Origin of the sequence: Paenibacillus xylanexedens, from assembly GCF_001908275.1 — a bacterium.
GTDB lineage: Bacteria > Bacillota > Bacilli > Paenibacillales > Paenibacillaceae > Paenibacillus > Paenibacillus xylanexedens_A.
The window spans coordinates 2,132,921-2,147,702 of the sequence record NZ_CP018620.1; the positions used below are offsets into that span (position 1 = coordinate 2,132,921).

The window sequence follows — 14,782 nt, forward strand, 5'->3', positions numbered from 1 at the left end:
GTCATTAGACAAAAACAAAAAACGCCGCATGGGTCCTGAAGAACCCCGTGCGGCGTTTAATATTTCGATTAATAAGTTAATGTGTGGAGTCGACATCGGTTCAGATCATTTTAGCTACATAAGAGTGTGTCTGCAAATTCAAGTAAGCGATATGATGATGGAGGTCAGCGTATAAAAGTCTGAAGTTCAAGCCGGTTGATCCTTGCGAATGGGTAGCCGATTCTCTAAGGAACATAGGACGTCTTATTTGGCCTTCAGGTCCTTACTTTAATTTGTAAGAAACTTCAGGCACGTTATTTCCCAACATCCCATGAAAAAGCGCTGAAAATGGCTGTTTATTTGGATATAACGTGGCTCAGGTTCCTTAGATTTCTGAGAGAGCTTCAAAAGCTTGAATAAGACGCCTCAGATTCGTTAGAGCTCGCGCATACTCTGCTCCAACAGCGAGCGAGAAGACTCCTCCGGCCTGCACCAAGCGGAAGGATTCCTCCGTCCCGCACCAAGCGGGGAGATTCCTCCAATCCCGCTTGGTGCGAAGTGGAACTTTTCATTTGAAAAGGAGAAAATCCGCTTTTGTGGCGTATTGATCACTTGTTCGCACGCGAAGGACATGTCCTCGCACATTCAGGATACAGCGCATTCGCTTGCTCCGTACGCGCTAAGGTTCGCTTCGGCATGCAGTAGCTTTGCAGACACGCTTTAGTTCGACTTATTGAGCTGTCCCTGATGTAGCTGATAGTAGAATCCTTGTTGCTGCATCAACTCGTCATGGCTGCCCCGTTCAGCGATCTGTCCATCATCAATGACGAGAATCTGATCGGCTTCACGAATCGTGCTCAGTCTGTGGGCGATGACAAAGCTGGTGCGGTCTTTCATTAAAATGCGCATCGCTTCCTGGATCTTCATCTCTGTACGCGTATCAATGCTGCTTGTTGCTTCATCCAGAATAAGAATGGCTGGATCAGCCAGAATTGCCCGGGCAATGGTCAGCAGTTGTCGTTGTCCCTGACTCAGGTTGCTTCCCCCGGAAATGATGGGGGTATCGTAACCCTGTGGCAGTTTGCGGATGAACGAATGTGCATTCGCCAGCTCAGCCGCTTGCCTGATCTGTTCATCGGTTGCGTCGGGCTTGCCGTAGGCGAGATTGTCGCGAATGGTACCCGAGAACAGGTAGGCATCCTGAAGTACAATGCCGAGTTGCCGACGAAGTTGATCCTTCTCCAGTTCCGAGATGTCACATCCATCGATGGTAATCCGTCCGCCTGTAATCTCGTAGAAACGGGGCAACAGGTTGATAATGGTTGTTTTGCCTGCGCCGGTGGGTCCAACAAGTGCAATCATCTCCCCAGGTTTTGCAGTAAAACTAACCTTCTTCAGAATGTCTCGCTCCGCACTGTACCCGAAGGAGACGTCTTCAAATACCACTTTACCCTGAATCTGATCCAGTTGTTTCTTCTGTTCCTCCACGTATTCGCCAGGGGTATCCATAATGTGGAATACACGTTCAGCACCTGCAATTGCAGCCTGAATCAAATTATACTGATTGGCTAGATCGTTGAGTGGCCGCTCAATCTGGCGGGAGTAAGCGAGAAAGCTGACGATCAGTCCGATGGATGTTAGATCATGATAAGCCATCCATCCACCTACAGAAGCCAGTATGGCAAACCCTATATTGTTCATCACGTTCATTGTAGGTCCAACCAAACCCGAAACAGTCTGGGCCTGTGTGCTGGATGTGCGAAGTTTCTCGTTCAAATTCTGAAAATTTTGATGTGCTTGATCCTGACGGTTATAAGCCGCTACGACTTTTTGTCCAGCAATAGTTTCCTGAGCATACCCATTAAGCTCACCAAGCAATTTCTGTTGAGCGGTGAAGTGTTTGCGGGTTCTTGACGCGATCAGGCGAGTGGCGATGGTAATCAAGGGTACAGTCACTAGAGTGAGCAGGGTAAGCCGAACATCCAGTGCAAACATGATCGACAAGGAGCCAACGAGCAAAATGGCGCTGGACATCAGTTGGGTTACACTTTGATTCAGCGTTGTAGATACGTTATCGATATCATTGGTGGCCCGGCTCATCAGGTCCCCGCTTTGATTTTTATCAAAAAAGCTGACAGGCAGCTCTTGCAGTCGGGAGAACAACGCATGACGCAGATCTTTAACGGTCAGTTGGGACACACCAATCATGACATAGGATTGAGCCCACATCAGGAGTGAACCAAGGACATAAACACTCAGCAAGAGGAGACATTCCTTCAGCAAACCCGCTGTTACTTTGGGCACGATATGTTCGTTAACGGCGCGGCCGAGAAGATAAGGCCCTGCCAGATTGAGCAGTGTGCCGAGAGCGGTTAGAACCAATGCAGCAATGACTCCTTTGCGATGACGTCCCATGTAAGACCATACCCGAATCAGAGCATGGCGAGCATTTTTGGCTCGGACTTTGGGAACAGGTCCTCTGCCCGCTGGTCCGGGTCTTCCGATCGGAGGCACGACGGTTTGTTGAATGGAGGAAGATGCAGGTTTAGCCAAATTGAACATCCTCCTTCCGTTGCTGCGAATAATAGATCGCTTGGTAGTGTGATGAATGAGCCATAAGGTCATCATGTGTGCCCCTGGCAACGATCTGTCCTTCATCAATGACATATATACAGTCCGCATCCTTCACGGAAGAGATCCGCTGTGCAATCAAAAAGGTCGTGCTGTCTTTCATCAAGGATTGCAAAGCCTTCTGAATACTCGCTTCCGTGCGCAGATCCACAGCACTGGTGCTATCATCCAGAATGAGCACTTCCGGTTGCATGAGCAGGGCGCGTGCAATGGAAATACGCTGTTTCTGCCCACCGGACAGATTGACCCCGCGCTGACCCAGTTCCGTGTCATACCCGTCTTTCAGTTTCATAATAAAATCATCCGCTGCCGCAGCTTGTGCCGCAGCACGCAATTCAGCATCCGTTGCACCGGGCCGGCCGAAGCAAATGTTATCCCGGATGCTGCCGCTGAACAGAATGGATTCCTGGAGCACAATGGATACACGGCTGCGAAGATCCTGAAGATCCCAATGACGAACGTTCACTCCATTCACTAGCACTTCACCCTGCGAAGCATCATACAGACGGGGAATCAGCTGCACCAGCGAGGTTTTGCCTGAACCTGTTGAACCGATCAAGGCCACTTTCTCACCTGGACGAGCTATCAGGTTAATGCCGGTAAGTGCATGGTCTCCGTCATAACGGAAAGATACGTCTCTGAACTCCACTTGACCGCCTGTATGCGAAGGAAGGGGAGGCGGTTGGTATCGAGACTGATCACGAGTAGACGGGGATGACTGCACATTCCCGGAGTTGTCGGTTCCCGATTGAATATCCGGCTGTGTATGTAACACCTCGTTGATCCGTGCAGCTGATACCTTGGCGCGGGAGAAACTCATCATCATCATGCCGATCGACGTGAGGGAAGAGAGTACAACCGTGACATAGTTGATAAAAGCAATCAGATCTCCGGCAGCAATATCGCCTCCCACTACCTGGAAACCTCCAAACCACAGCACCGCTACAATGGTAGCGTTCAGCATCAGGCTGAGCACGGGTGCATTCAGCGTTACAATACGCCAGGCTTTGACGGCGGTTGTAGTGTAATCTTCGTTGGATTGCTTGAACCGTTTTTTCTCCAGACGTGCACGTGCAAACGCCTTGACGACACGAATGCCGGCAAGATTCTCCTGAAGCACAGCGTTGACCTGATCAAGCTTGCTCTGCACACTGGCGAACAGCGGATAGGATGCTTTTATCAGAATAAATAAAATAATAAACAGCACCGGTACAGTCGCAATAAGAATTAAAGCTAGCTTTACACTGATCGTAAACGCCATGATGATACTACCGATGATTAGCATTGGTGAACGGATAAACATCCGTAGCAGCATCTGTACAAAGGTCTGCATCTGGGTAATGTCACTGGTCAGACGAGTGATCAGAGATCCTTCCTGAAACGTATCCAGATTGCGGAAGGAGAAGGTTTGAATATGGTCAAACAGTTCCTGGCGCAGATCTGTGCCGTACCCAACGGCAGCTTTACTTGAATAGAGTGTACAGCCTGCGCCGCCAGCCCAGCCGATTAACGCAACAAGTAACATGATCAGACCTGTAGTTATGATATGGGGCAGATTCCCTGCAAGTACACCATCATCCACGATGCTGGACATCAGCTTGGGCTGGAGCAGGTCCATAGTAACCTCAAGTACCATGAGCAGCGGGGCGACGATTGCCGCCGACTTATACGGGGTCAAGAATCGTTTTAACGTCCACAATAGGGAATCACCTCAATCTTCATAGCATAAGTGAATCAATTTCATAATACCTTTAGCTGCTTCAATCGCGAATCTGTATCACCTCAGGATTCACGCAGGTTTTGGAGCATACGCTGTGCAAGTAGAGACATGATTCTAGATTCTTCCGGTGTAAAATCTTTCTGGGCCTGCTGTTCCAACTCCTGAATCACTTCTCTCAATTCTTGTAGCGCGGAGCGCCCCTGATCTGTCAGGTATACCCGCAGACTGCGCATATCTTTTGGGTCTGCTTCGCGTCTCACATAACCGGATGATTCCATACGCTTGAGCATCACGGTTACCGTTGCGGGACTGCGCTGAAGTTGTTCGGCCAGGTTTTTCTGGGATTGGCCATCTTCCCGTTCAAGCTGGAACAGCAAAGGGGGCTGCCCCGGGTATAACTCGGGGTGGTTCACAAGTTTCTCATGAACCTTGTAGCGTTTCAGTTTCACGAGTTCGGATAGCTGTCCCATTAACCGATCATTTTGGACTGGGTTCATATCATCTACTCCATTTCTACCTTCATTCCATCTTCTCGGTACTGAAAATCAGACTTTATGGAACACGCACATTTAGTTAGTCGACTAACTAAATCTTAAGTTCGATTTGACATATCGTCAAGTGAATACAGATCATTTATTTTGGACTGGAAATATTGACCTGAGATAAAATGATGTGATAAATTGATATTATCTAATTGTTAATAACATAATGTTAATAACAGAATGGGGTTTGTATATTATGACTTACGAAGGTTCCTCTGGAGGAAAAGCCCCCGATTACCGGGAGCATCAGGATCAGGTACATATCAGTGAACAACAGTTTCTGGAAACGTATAATGCTGGTGATTACGAACGTCCTTCCGTCACCGTGGACATGTTGGTCTTTACGATCCGCAGCGAGGCTCAGGAGAATTATCGCAAGCTCGCTGAACCCGAACTCCAGTTACTTCTCATCCGGCGAGGCGGGCATCCCTATCTGGGACAGTGGGCGTTACCGGGCGGATTCGTCTCTATGCAGGAATCATTGGAAGATGCTGCTCGGCGGGAATTGTTGACGGAGACAGGGCTGGATGATATTTATCTGGAGCAACTGTACACTTGGGGAGATGTGGAACGAGATCCGCGTACACGGGTCATCAGCTGTTCCTACATGGCGTTGGTCGATAGCAGCGAGTTGGAGCTTCAGGCTGGCGATGATGCCAGTGAGGCCAATTGGTTTCGGGTGGAGCAGCGGCTTCTGGAAGAGAAGCGCCATATCCATGAGCGTGGACGTGTGACAGAACGCAGGCTGCAGTTGATGTTGACCAATGGAACAGAAGAGTTATCGGCAATTGTTGAAACGAAAGAAACGATAGAAGGAAAAGTACGAAGCCATTGTTTGACGTTGGGGGAGGTTCAGGGGGTTGCATTTGATCATGCCAAAATCATTCATTATGCACTTGAACGTCTGCGATCCAAGATTGAGTACACGGATATTGCATTTAATCTGATGCCGGAGACGTTTACGCTGACTGCACTTCAGAAAGTACATGAAATCATCAGTGGCAAAAAACTGCTGGCTGCCGCTTTCCGGCGTAAAATCGCCGATTGGGTTATTGAGACGGGAGAGTATGCGAGCAGTGCTGGTCATCGACCATCACGTTTATACAGATTGAACCCAGAGAGGCAGACACCCTGAAAAGGGGAAGCATCAATGAACACGGACGAAGTGATTCAAGCCATGGGGGGGATCGCTGCAACCATGAGGAACAAGTAAAGAGGGGATATGGATGGAAAAGTTTACGTTTTTCTGGCGGACTGCATCTCCGTTCTCGCAGTGGCACCCGGCGGATTTTACCATGAACGGGGTTCACTACACGAGTGCGGAGCAATACATGATGCACCAGAAAGCGCTGCTGTTTGGCGATCAGACCATCGCAGACAAGATTCTGAAGGCAAGCTCTGCTTCGGTACAAAAAAAGCTGGGCAGACAGGTCACGGGCTTTGACCAGACTTTATGGGAAGCTGAGTGCCAGCGCATCGTTTACGAGGGTAATTTGGCCAAATTTACACAAAACAAAGAACTGCTAACCGCGCTGCGCGCCACTCGTGGAACGACTCTCGTGGAAGCAAGTCCGGATGATCGTATCTGGGGTGTGGGGCTGGCGGAGGAAGATCTGCGTATTCGGAATAGAAGAACATGGCGGGGAACCAACTGGCTGGGTGAGATTCTTACCCGTCTAAGAGAAGATATAGGAAGTGATTCAGATGAGTGATAAGCAACAGTATAAGAACAATAGCAGTAATAACAAGAACAGCAGTGGACGTTACAACAACAGTACACTCGATAGATCAACTGGTATTACTGGCTCCAATCCACGTACCATGCGGGCCAGTATCGCACAGCAGACGCTGGCTATTTTGGATGAAGGGCAATACGTAAATGGGTATGATCGCAAGGTTGAGATAGGTATCGATGTGCAGCATGCCATTCGAAATTCGGTATTATATCGTCCTTCGGAGCTTTCCGGACTCAGGGGAAAGCTCCGTACAGAAGCTCGCGCAGAAACTCATTCGGTAGCCTCATCAACTGAAGCTGAAGCTGCATCTGTGTCAGTTCGCATTGAGGTTACTGGCGAGACTACACTTGGAGCGGCTTCACGTTTGACAGTAGCTGAAGGAAGAGAAGATGTGGTCTGTTTGAACTTTGCATCGGCAAAAAATCCTGGCGGCGGTTTCCTTGGTGGAAGTCAGGCACAGGAAGAGAGTCTGGCCCGAGCGACAGGACTATACCCGTGCATCGCCCAAATGGATGAAATGTACGAGTACAATCGCAAACAGCGATCGGGTCTCTATTCGAATCATATGATCTATTCTCCGGATGTTCCGGTGATCCGTGATGATGAAGACCGACTGCTGGACCAATATTATGTATCATCCTTCATCACTGCGCCAGCGGTGAATGCGGGTGTGGTGAAAGAGCGTGGAGAAGCTGATGATCTACAGATTGAGTCCGTGATGAAGGAACGTATCCGTTATATTCTGGACGTGGCTGTTACGAATGGTCATCGGACGATTGTTCTCGGTGCATATGGTTGTGGAGTATTTCGTAATGAACCGGCAGTGGTGGCGAAGTATTTTCATGATGTGTTAGTGGGAGAGGGATTTAAGGACTCCTTTGAACGAATTGTATTTGCTGTATATGATCGATCCTCAGGTCAGCGAACATTAAAGGCATTTCAACGTTTTTTGACAGAGGCCTAATAAAAAATATGGGATCTACATAGTTTGAACTAATCATTTGCACGATAACGGAGAGGACAGAAAAAACCTGAAAAAGCAAAGCGTTCGCCTTTATCCCCGGATTTTCCCTTCTAGAAAAAGGGAATCGAAAAAATCTGGGGATAACAGCGATTGGAAGGTTGTTCTGTCATCGTAGTGTCAGTGTAAATAATCTTTAGTTCAACTATTAAATGAGAGCGCTTGTTAAAGGAGAGGAATGCCATGCAGTTTCATGAGAGAGAACAGGATTTATTTGAACTGGGGGATGAGTACACGCTTGCGCACTGCGGAGCGATTTGGTTTGGAAAATCTTCAAGAGCAGGCCAAACAAGAGCCGCTTGAGATTGGACGATGTTATCCGGTAGGACGGACGATGAATCTGGTCACCAAGGCAAAGTTCTCCAATAAGCCGACGTATCAATCGTTGACTAATGCGGTAGAATCCATGCGGGACGTATGTATGAAGGATGGCATTACGAAACTGGCTATGCCCCGAATAGGATGCGGGTTGGACAGGCTAAAGTGGGAGAAAGTCAGTCCGATTATCCAGGAGGCTTTTGCCGATACGGATGTTGAGATCATTGTCTGTACACTGTGAGCGCACTTGGTGGAAGAGGATGGACTGCAACTTGCTGGCAGACCCAAAGCAAAAAACCTCAGCTTTGAGGGGAATAGAGTGTAAGTATGATTCATACAAACGCTGTTCCGATTTCAAAGTGAGGTTTTTTATTGTTTTTATAGATGATGGGTATCAGATGTATCGGACACTTTATTTTTTGGAGAACATTTCTTTGGCTTCATCCATGGCCATTTTATTACCGATAGATGAGTAATCCAGCCAAGGCTGTGCACCAATCGGGTAGACATGGCCGGCTTTGACTGCTTTCAGGCCTTGCCAGATCGGATTGTTTTGCAGTTCCTTGAACATGGTCTGGGCTTCATCATCCGAATTCACAACCACAAAGATTGCATCTGCATCATAGTCCGGCAATATTTCACGGGAGACGACTTGATACGGTTTAGTCGAATCGATATCTGTGATCCCTTTGGCAGGAGTCAGACCGAGATCCTCATACAAAATGGGACCCATGGGACGGCGTGTACTGAATACACGTAATTCTTTGGCAGTAACACGGATCGCCATCACAGTACCATCACCGATCGTGTCATGAATCAGAGATTTCACTTCTTCCGTTTCGGTCGCGTAGTCCTGAATGTATTGCTCGGCTTCCTTCTCGCGATTCACGAGTTTGCCAATGTCTTTCAAATGGTCGCGCCATGTACCGTTATCCAGATTGAAGACATGCACCGGAGCAATTTTTTCAAATTTGGCAAGATCACCACCGGAAAATTCTTCGTCCAGATAGATCACATCGGGTTTCAGGGCAAGCAAAGCTTCCATATCCGGGTCTTTAACCGGACCAAGTGGCGTTGTATTTTGAAGTTGATCAGCAACATGGGACAGGAAACCTTTGGCTTCGCCACCGATAACGGAACCAACCGGAGTAATGCCGAGAGACAGCAGATCATTGGTCAGATGGATCGACATGGAGGCAATACGTTGCTCTCCTGAACTTGCACTGTTGTCTTGATTCTTGGTTGAAGTATCCGTCGACGAACCACCAGAAGTAGATGATGAATTATTGGTCGTTCCACAGGCTGCAAGCACAAGCACCAGACAGATACTCATGACAAGCATAAGATTTTTCTTTAACATGGGTAGTCACATTCTCCTTGAACATCTCTTGGATGTCTTTATTGTTTTTTGAAAAAAAGATTACTTGCTTCGTACTAACAGGTACAAAAAGTAAGGTGCACCAATCGCAGCAACCACCACGCCTGCCGGAATGGCATTAGGCTGAAAGATCGTTCGCCCGATGGTATCAGCGGTCACCAGAATAACCATACCGATAAGCCCGGCAGCAGGGATCAGATGCCGATGCATCGGACCGACAAGCCTGCGCGCCAGATGTGGCGCTGCCAGACCGATAAAGCCGATCCCGCCAGCCATCGATACACTAACGGCAGACAAGGCCACGGCGCAGAGCAGCAAAATAACACGCTGGGATCGGACAGGTGTCCCGATACTGGTTGCGGCAGCATCTCCAAGATTGAAGGCATCGAGTGTTTTGGATCGACTCCAAATATAAGAAATACATAACACCACCCAAGGAAGCAAAGCTTGCACATGAATCCAATCCCGGCCCCAGACGCTTCCTGCCAGCCAGCGAGCGGCAAAGGAATAGGTGTCTTCATCCAGACGCAGGGATAGATAGAGTGTTAACGCATGGAACCCGGCCGCTACCGCGATTCCAACCAAAATCAGCTTAATGGGTGATACGCCGTTATGGCGATCGTAAGACAACAGCATGATGATTAGGGCGGCGGCAACACTGCCTGCAAAAGCAAACAATGGAATCAGCAAGGCCACAGAACCATCCATCGTAAAGGAGAGACTAACAAACACCATTAGTCCAAATGCTGCCCCCGCATGTAATCCCAGAATACCCGGGTCCGCCAATGGATTGCGGGTGATCCCTTGCAAGGCTGCTCCGGCAATACCAAGTCCCGCTCCGGCCAGTACAGTTACCAGGATGCGAGGCAGTCGGTAATCAAACAGTACAATCTGATCATCCGAACTGCCATTACCAAACAAAGTCTGTAACACAGCCGCTGGGGAGAGACGAATGGTTCCCGTGTTCAGGCTGATCACAATAACGGCAATGGCGATGCAGAGCAGCGTGATACTGACGACTATCGAACGTTTACCTCGTGAAGGTGTATTAAAATTCATCGCTACAAGGCCCTCCTTTCTTTACGGGCCAGATAGAGGAAGAAAGGTACACCGACAAAAGCGACCATAATGCCTACCGCGAGCTCCTCGGGCGGGTTCACGATGCGTGAGCCCAGATCAGCGAGCACCAGTAATATCGCTCCAAGCAGAGAAGACATCGGAATGATGAGTCGATAATCCACACCCACCAGTTTGCGTGAGATATGAGGGATGACAAGTCCGACAAATCCAATCGAGCCTACTGCCGACACGGACACACCAGCCAGCACAACAACCGCTGCGAGGGCGAGAAACCTCGTCCAGCGCAAGTTAATCCCGAGATTAATCGCTACTTCTTCACCGAGTGACATAAGGGATACACGCCGGGCGAGTGGCATGATCAGTACCAGCGTCACGAGCAGCACGGGAAGGATTAACTTCAGATGCCGCCATTCTATTCCGCCAAAACCTCCCGCATACCAGAAGGCCAGATCCTGACTCAGGTCAAAATAAATGGCAACACCTGTGCTGAGCGAGGTTAACATGGCTGCAATAACCGCTCCGGCAACGGTCAGTCTGATGGAATTCAGACCACCAGGTGCTGCCATTCCAAGCAGGAAGATAAGCAGTGTGCCCAGAACAGCTCCCACGAATGATAAAAACATAATCCAGCCGTATGGCAGTCCGGGCCAAAAGGCAAAGCTCAGTGCTACGACAAAAGTGGCTCCAGCATTAATGCCCAGAATGCCCGTGTCTGCCAGCGGATTACGCGTAATGCCTTGCATTAAAGCTCCTGCAACGGCAAAGGCAGCGCCGATAATAACTGCGGCAAGGACACGAGGCAGCCGCAGCTCATGAATAATCTGGTGTGGTGTCAAAGCTGGGTTGTACTGAAATATGGCAGCCCATACGGTTTCCAGCGTTAACCCTTTGGCACCTAAAGAGATTGCGACAAACATACTTAGCAGCAGTATGGCTATGGCAGACAAAAACGTCAGCCCAACGGTCACTGCAGATTTTCTTGAATTAGACGGACGATGTGGCAGTCCCGGATGTTGAATACGGGTCACTCCTTTGGTACCAACAACGTATTTCATTGTTATTGATTATCATTATCAATTAGTGATCATTATAGAATCTTAATTCAGGCCCGTACATGGCATAAATTAAGATTCTGGAGATGGACATTTTTTAGATTACAAAAGTGAAGGTTTGTTCGTCAACATAGAGAGCGCTTCATCGAGCTGGATGTTGATGGAATATGGAGCATATACGACCCATGAGTTCCAGTCGATGAGATGTACACGTCCGTTTTTTACCGCAGGATGGCTATTCCACAGTGGATTCGAAGCCATCTCTTTCAACAGTGTTACCTTTTCATGCATAGAATTAATCGCCAGTACCAGCACATCTGCCTCCAGTCCGTCCCATTCTCCTGGTGTAAAGGGCAGCCAGTTGAATCCAACGCCGGGAGATTTGCCAGCCAGTTCGGTCTGAATGCGCTGAGGAGCGGCCAATTGCAAGGTTCGATAAAAGACATGTCCAAAGTTCCGATGGCTGTACATCCGTGGACCTTTAGGTGTTAACGTGCCAACGGCAACGGTGATGTCCCCGACGAATTCCTTAATTTTTTTGCGTGCACGCTCTGCCTTGCGTTCATGTCGATCCAGCCAATCTGTGGCTGCTTGGGTACGATCCACAATGGATGCAATCTGATGCAGATGACCGAAGACGTCTGTCTGGTTCCAGGGAATCGTGATGATGGGCGCGACATCGCCAATATGCTCCATCGCTTTGGCAGCTGCATTGTCCTTGGTCAGAATCAATTCAGGATTCACATCAAGGAAAGCCTGACGTCCCTGTTCCCAAGGTTCATAGGCGTGGAAGGGCAGCGTCAGCGATTTGGGCATATGAGGAAGATGGCCTTGGATCTGAGCTGCGCATGGCGTGATACCAAGTGTCATCAGGTGGTCCGTGTATGGATAGGAGAGCGACACGATATTTCGGTGGACCTGCTTCGAATAGGAAGTTGGCGCATAACCGGCATGGTTTCGGAAACGTCGGCTGAAATAAAATTCGTCACGGTAACCCACTTCACGAGCCACATCCCGGATACGCAGATCGGAAGTGAGCAACAATTCCTTGGCCCGATTCATACGCAGATGAGTGATATATTCAATCGGATTCTTCTGCATGCGGCTCTTGAATAGCTGCGAGTAATAAGATGGATGCATGTCAGCCAGTTCAGCCAGCTTTTCCAGCTTGATCTCGTGCATGTAGTTTTCGCGCATGTATTGCAGGGTGGACCTGAGCCACTGTTCGGGTTCATCCTGTCCAGCCCCTACGTCAGTCTGGTCTTCTTGAGGCCAGAGTATATGTAACAGTTCTGTCAGGAGGAGCTGTGCTTTCAAGCCTGTTTCCAAACCTTCCTGGGTTAATTGTGTAAGCTGTGCGGCAATGCGCTGTATACCGTAAAATGGGCCCTGAATCCAGCCTGTAACAGGTGAACTGAGCTCACGTTCGTAGATTCGTCTGGCTTTTGTTTTCTCCGTAGCCCGATACATATCAAAGTGAATGATATACAGTTCAATATCATGGTCTTCATCACTAATCAGTTCAATTGCAGTTCCTGGTAGGGACAGACAAGCTGATTTGCGAACCACGTGAGATTGGATTCCATTCATGATCAGTTGGCCTGTGAATTTGTGCATGTATATGAAAGTATGATGAGCTAGCTCAGTTGTGGACCAGCACCATTTCTCACGGGTTATAATATGTTCTGCCTGACGAAGTTCGATCAGGGTATCATTCAAGAATGCATCCAGGTCTGCTCGGGTTGAGGATTCCTTTTCTGCATTGGGACTTGTCTGCTGATGCAACGTGTGTGGATTCATGCCGCTGTGGGCAGTACCGGGGATGGTAGTCATGTTGCTATGCGACCTCCTCTCTTATGAACAGTTTAGGTAATAATTGAATCTGGAACGTACCATATTTTCTCGGACCTGAAGGTCTTTCTTGAACGTCTATTGATGCGTTTTGCGTGATGTTATGATTACTGGCTGCCTTGTCAAAAGCGCGTTCGCAGTATAGTCAGATGTTCTAATAATAGTACAGGGGTATGATCCCTTTATCAGATGTGATCGATAGTTTAGCCAGATTGTCGCTAGTTACAAGTATGTTTACGGACAAGACTTCTTGGCCCTAGTCTGCTGATAATCTTAGCAAATCTACTGGAGAATTGAAATGTACATAGATATGTTCGAGGCCCTGATGAGCTGGAAATCTAATGAGAGCACATAATCGAAATCGTTTTCTGACGTAAGCGTTTCTTTTTGGTAAAATAAAGGGGATAACATGTTGGCCTGATCTGAATCATGAACCTTTTCAACTCAATTTGCAGTAGGGAGGCTTTAATATGACAGAAGTAGTGGGACGGGACAAAGTACGCTGGGGCATTATGGGCACGGGATGGATTGCATCCCAGTTTGCAAGGGATTTGGAGCATGCGGGAAACGCTGTGAAAGCAGCGGTAGGTTCACGGACAGCGGGAAGTGCGGAGAAGTTTGCAGATGAATATGGTTTTGCACGCGCTTACGGTTCTTATGATGAAATGCTGCAAGATCCTGAGGTAGATATTATCTATGTGGCAACACCTCACCCTGTGCATAAGGAGAATGTAATGGCTTGTCTGGAGGCAGGCAAGGCGGTGCTATGTGAAAAGCCGTTTACGATGAACGCGCGTCAGTTGGAGCAACTGGTGGAGACGGCACGGGAGCGTAACCTTTTCCTGATGGAAGGGATGTGGACACGCTTTTTGCCGCCGATCGCTCAAGCCAGAGCATGGATCGCAGAAGGACGAATCGGTGAAGTACGTTTGCTCCAGGCAGACTTTGGATTCCGTGTCGGCTGGGAGCCGGAAGGAAGGTTGCTTAATCCGGATCTGGGTGGGGGCGCATTGCTGGATGCAGGAGTGTACCCGATTTCTTTTGCTTCGATGATCTTTGGCGAACAGCCCCAGCATGTATGGAGTACGGCCAATATCGGTGAGACGGGTGTGGACGAGCAGTTTTCCGTATTATTGTCCTATTCCGAGGGACGTTCTGCATCATTGAGTGCTGCCATTCGTCTGAACCTCAGCAATGAAGCGGTTATATACGGTACAGAAGGCAAGATTCGTCTTCCTTTATTCCTGGCGGGCAAAGAAGCCTATCTGCATGTGAATGGTCAGGACGAGCCCGAAAAGTTTACGGATGATCGAACATGTATTGGTTATGCTTTTGAGGCAGAAGAAGCGGGACGTTGTATCCTCGAAGGTCGGACGGAGAGCCACACCATTAAACTGGACGAATCCCTGGAAATCATGAAGCTGATGGACACGATTCGGGGCCAGTGGGGATTACGTTACAAATCGGAGTAAAC

General features: G+C 48.6%; 12 protein-coding genes. 5 read left to right on the top strand and 7 right to left on the bottom strand.

Features of this window, described 5'->3' with window-relative positions:
• Window positions 1-699 precede the first annotated feature (699 nt).
• The 3 genes from BS614_RS09315 to BS614_RS09325 form a co-directional block, all read right to left on the bottom strand.
• Complete coding sequence (locus tag BS614_RS09315; protein ID WP_157116055.1) at window positions 700-2,532, bottom strand: ABC transporter ATP-binding protein; 1,833 nt, start codon at window positions 2,530-2,532, stop codon at window positions 700-702.
• Window positions 2,525-4,309 carry an ABC transporter ATP-binding protein gene (locus BS614_RS09320; protein ID WP_074093771.1) on the bottom strand — a complete coding sequence of 595 codons (1,785 nt, stop codon included), beginning with the start codon at window positions 4,307-4,309 and terminating at the stop codon, window positions 2,525-2,527. The genes BS614_RS09315 and BS614_RS09320 overlap by 8 nt, the downstream gene beginning before the upstream one ends.
• Before the next feature lie 83 nt (window positions 4,310-4,392).
• On the bottom strand, window positions 4,393-4,827 hold the full coding sequence (locus BS614_RS09325) for a MarR family winged helix-turn-helix transcriptional regulator (RefSeq protein WP_074093772.1): 435 nt from the start codon (window positions 4,825-4,827) through the stop codon (window positions 4,393-4,395).
• 241 nt (window positions 4,828-5,068) lie between these two features.
• Between BS614_RS09325 and BS614_RS09330 the strand changes: the two genes are divergently transcribed.
• From BS614_RS09330 to BS614_RS09345, 4 genes are all read left to right on the top strand, one after another.
• Window positions 5,069-6,007, top strand: a complete 939-nt coding sequence (locus BS614_RS09330; RefSeq protein ID WP_074093773.1) for an NUDIX hydrolase — start codon at window positions 5,069-5,071, stop codon at window positions 6,005-6,007.
• A gap of 91 nt (window positions 6,008-6,098) precedes the next feature.
• A complete protein-coding gene (locus tag BS614_RS09335) occupies window positions 6,099-6,584 on the top strand; it encodes a riboflavin biosynthesis intermediates N-glycosidase (RefSeq protein ID WP_074093774.1) in 486 nt (161 codons plus the stop codon).
• A gap of 109 nt (window positions 6,585-6,693) precedes the next feature.
• On the top strand, window positions 6,694-7,572 hold the full coding sequence (locus BS614_RS09340; RefSeq protein ID WP_074096764.1) for a TIGR02452 family protein: 879 nt from the start codon (window positions 6,694-6,696) through the stop codon (window positions 7,570-7,572).
• A gap of 283 nt (window positions 7,573-7,855) precedes the next feature.
• Complete coding sequence (locus tag BS614_RS09345; RefSeq protein WP_244898293.1) at window positions 7,856-8,188, top strand: macro domain-containing protein; 333 nt, start codon at window positions 7,856-7,858, stop codon at window positions 8,186-8,188.
• A gap of 171 nt (window positions 8,189-8,359) precedes the next feature.
• On the opposite strand, the gene BS614_RS09350 is transcribed toward BS614_RS09345, so the two are convergent.
• From BS614_RS09350 to BS614_RS09365, 4 genes are all read right to left on the bottom strand, one after another.
• Window positions 8,360-9,307 (bottom strand): iron-hydroxamate ABC transporter substrate-binding protein, encoded by a 948-nt coding sequence (locus tag BS614_RS09350; protein ID WP_074093775.1) that lies wholly within the window; start codon window positions 9,305-9,307, stop codon window positions 8,360-8,362.
• 60 nt (window positions 9,308-9,367) lie between these two features.
• Window positions 9,368-10,384 (bottom strand): FecCD family ABC transporter permease, encoded by a 1,017-nt coding sequence (locus BS614_RS09355; protein ID WP_036606388.1) that lies wholly within the window; start codon window positions 10,382-10,384, stop codon window positions 9,368-9,370.
• Window positions 10,385-10,386: 2 nt separating this feature from the next.
• Window positions 10,387-11,460, bottom strand: a complete 1,074-nt coding sequence (locus BS614_RS09360; RefSeq protein ID WP_081745833.1) for a FecCD family ABC transporter permease — start codon at window positions 11,458-11,460, stop codon at window positions 10,387-10,389.
• A gap of 99 nt (window positions 11,461-11,559) precedes the next feature.
• Complete coding sequence (locus BS614_RS09365) at window positions 11,560-13,290, bottom strand: AraC family transcriptional regulator (protein WP_074093776.1); 1,731 nt, start codon at window positions 13,288-13,290, stop codon at window positions 11,560-11,562.
• A gap of 488 nt (window positions 13,291-13,778) precedes the next feature.
• On the opposite strand from BS614_RS09365, the gene BS614_RS09370 reads away from it, so the two are divergent.
• Window positions 13,779-14,780 (top strand): Gfo/Idh/MocA family protein, encoded by a 1,002-nt coding sequence (locus BS614_RS09370; protein WP_074093777.1) that lies wholly within the window; start codon window positions 13,779-13,781, stop codon window positions 14,778-14,780.
• Window positions 14,781-14,782 lie beyond the last annotated feature (2 nt).

Bases quoted from the DNA above. Each gene is read 5' to 3' on its own strand.
- BS614_RS09365 (WP_074093776.1), bottom strand. From the start codon at position 13,290: ATGACTACCATCCCCGGTACTGCCCACAGCGGCATGAATCCACACACG.
- BS614_RS09325 (WP_074093772.1), bottom strand. From the start codon at position 4,827: ATGAACCCAGTCCAAAATGATCGGTTAATGGGACAGCTATCCGAACTC.
- BS614_RS09370 (WP_074093777.1), top strand. From the start codon at position 13,779: ATGACAGAAGTAGTGGGACGGGACAAAGTACGCTGGGGCATTATGGGC.
- BS614_RS09340 (WP_074096764.1), top strand. From the start codon at position 6,694: ATGCGGGCCAGTATCGCACAGCAGACGCTGGCTATTTTGGATGAAGGG.
- BS614_RS09335 (WP_074093774.1), top strand. From the start codon at position 6,099: ATGGAAAAGTTTACGTTTTTCTGGCGGACTGCATCTCCGTTCTCGCAG.
- BS614_RS09350 (WP_074093775.1), bottom strand. From the start codon at position 9,307: ATGTTAAAGAAAAATCTTATGCTTGTCATGAGTATCTGTCTGGTGCTT.
- BS614_RS09355 (WP_036606388.1), bottom strand. From the start codon at position 10,384: ATGAATTTTAATACACCTTCACGAGGTAAACGTTCGATAGTCGTCAGT.
- BS614_RS09345 (WP_244898293.1), top strand. From the start codon at position 7,856: ATGAGTACACGCTTGCGCACTGCGGAGCGATTTGGTTTGGAAAATCTT.
- BS614_RS09330 (WP_074093773.1), top strand. From the start codon at position 5,069: ATGACTTACGAAGGTTCCTCTGGAGGAAAAGCCCCCGATTACCGGGAG.
- BS614_RS09360 (WP_081745833.1), bottom strand. From the start codon at position 11,460: ATGAAATACGTTGTTGGTACCAAAGGAGTGACCCGTATTCAACATCCG.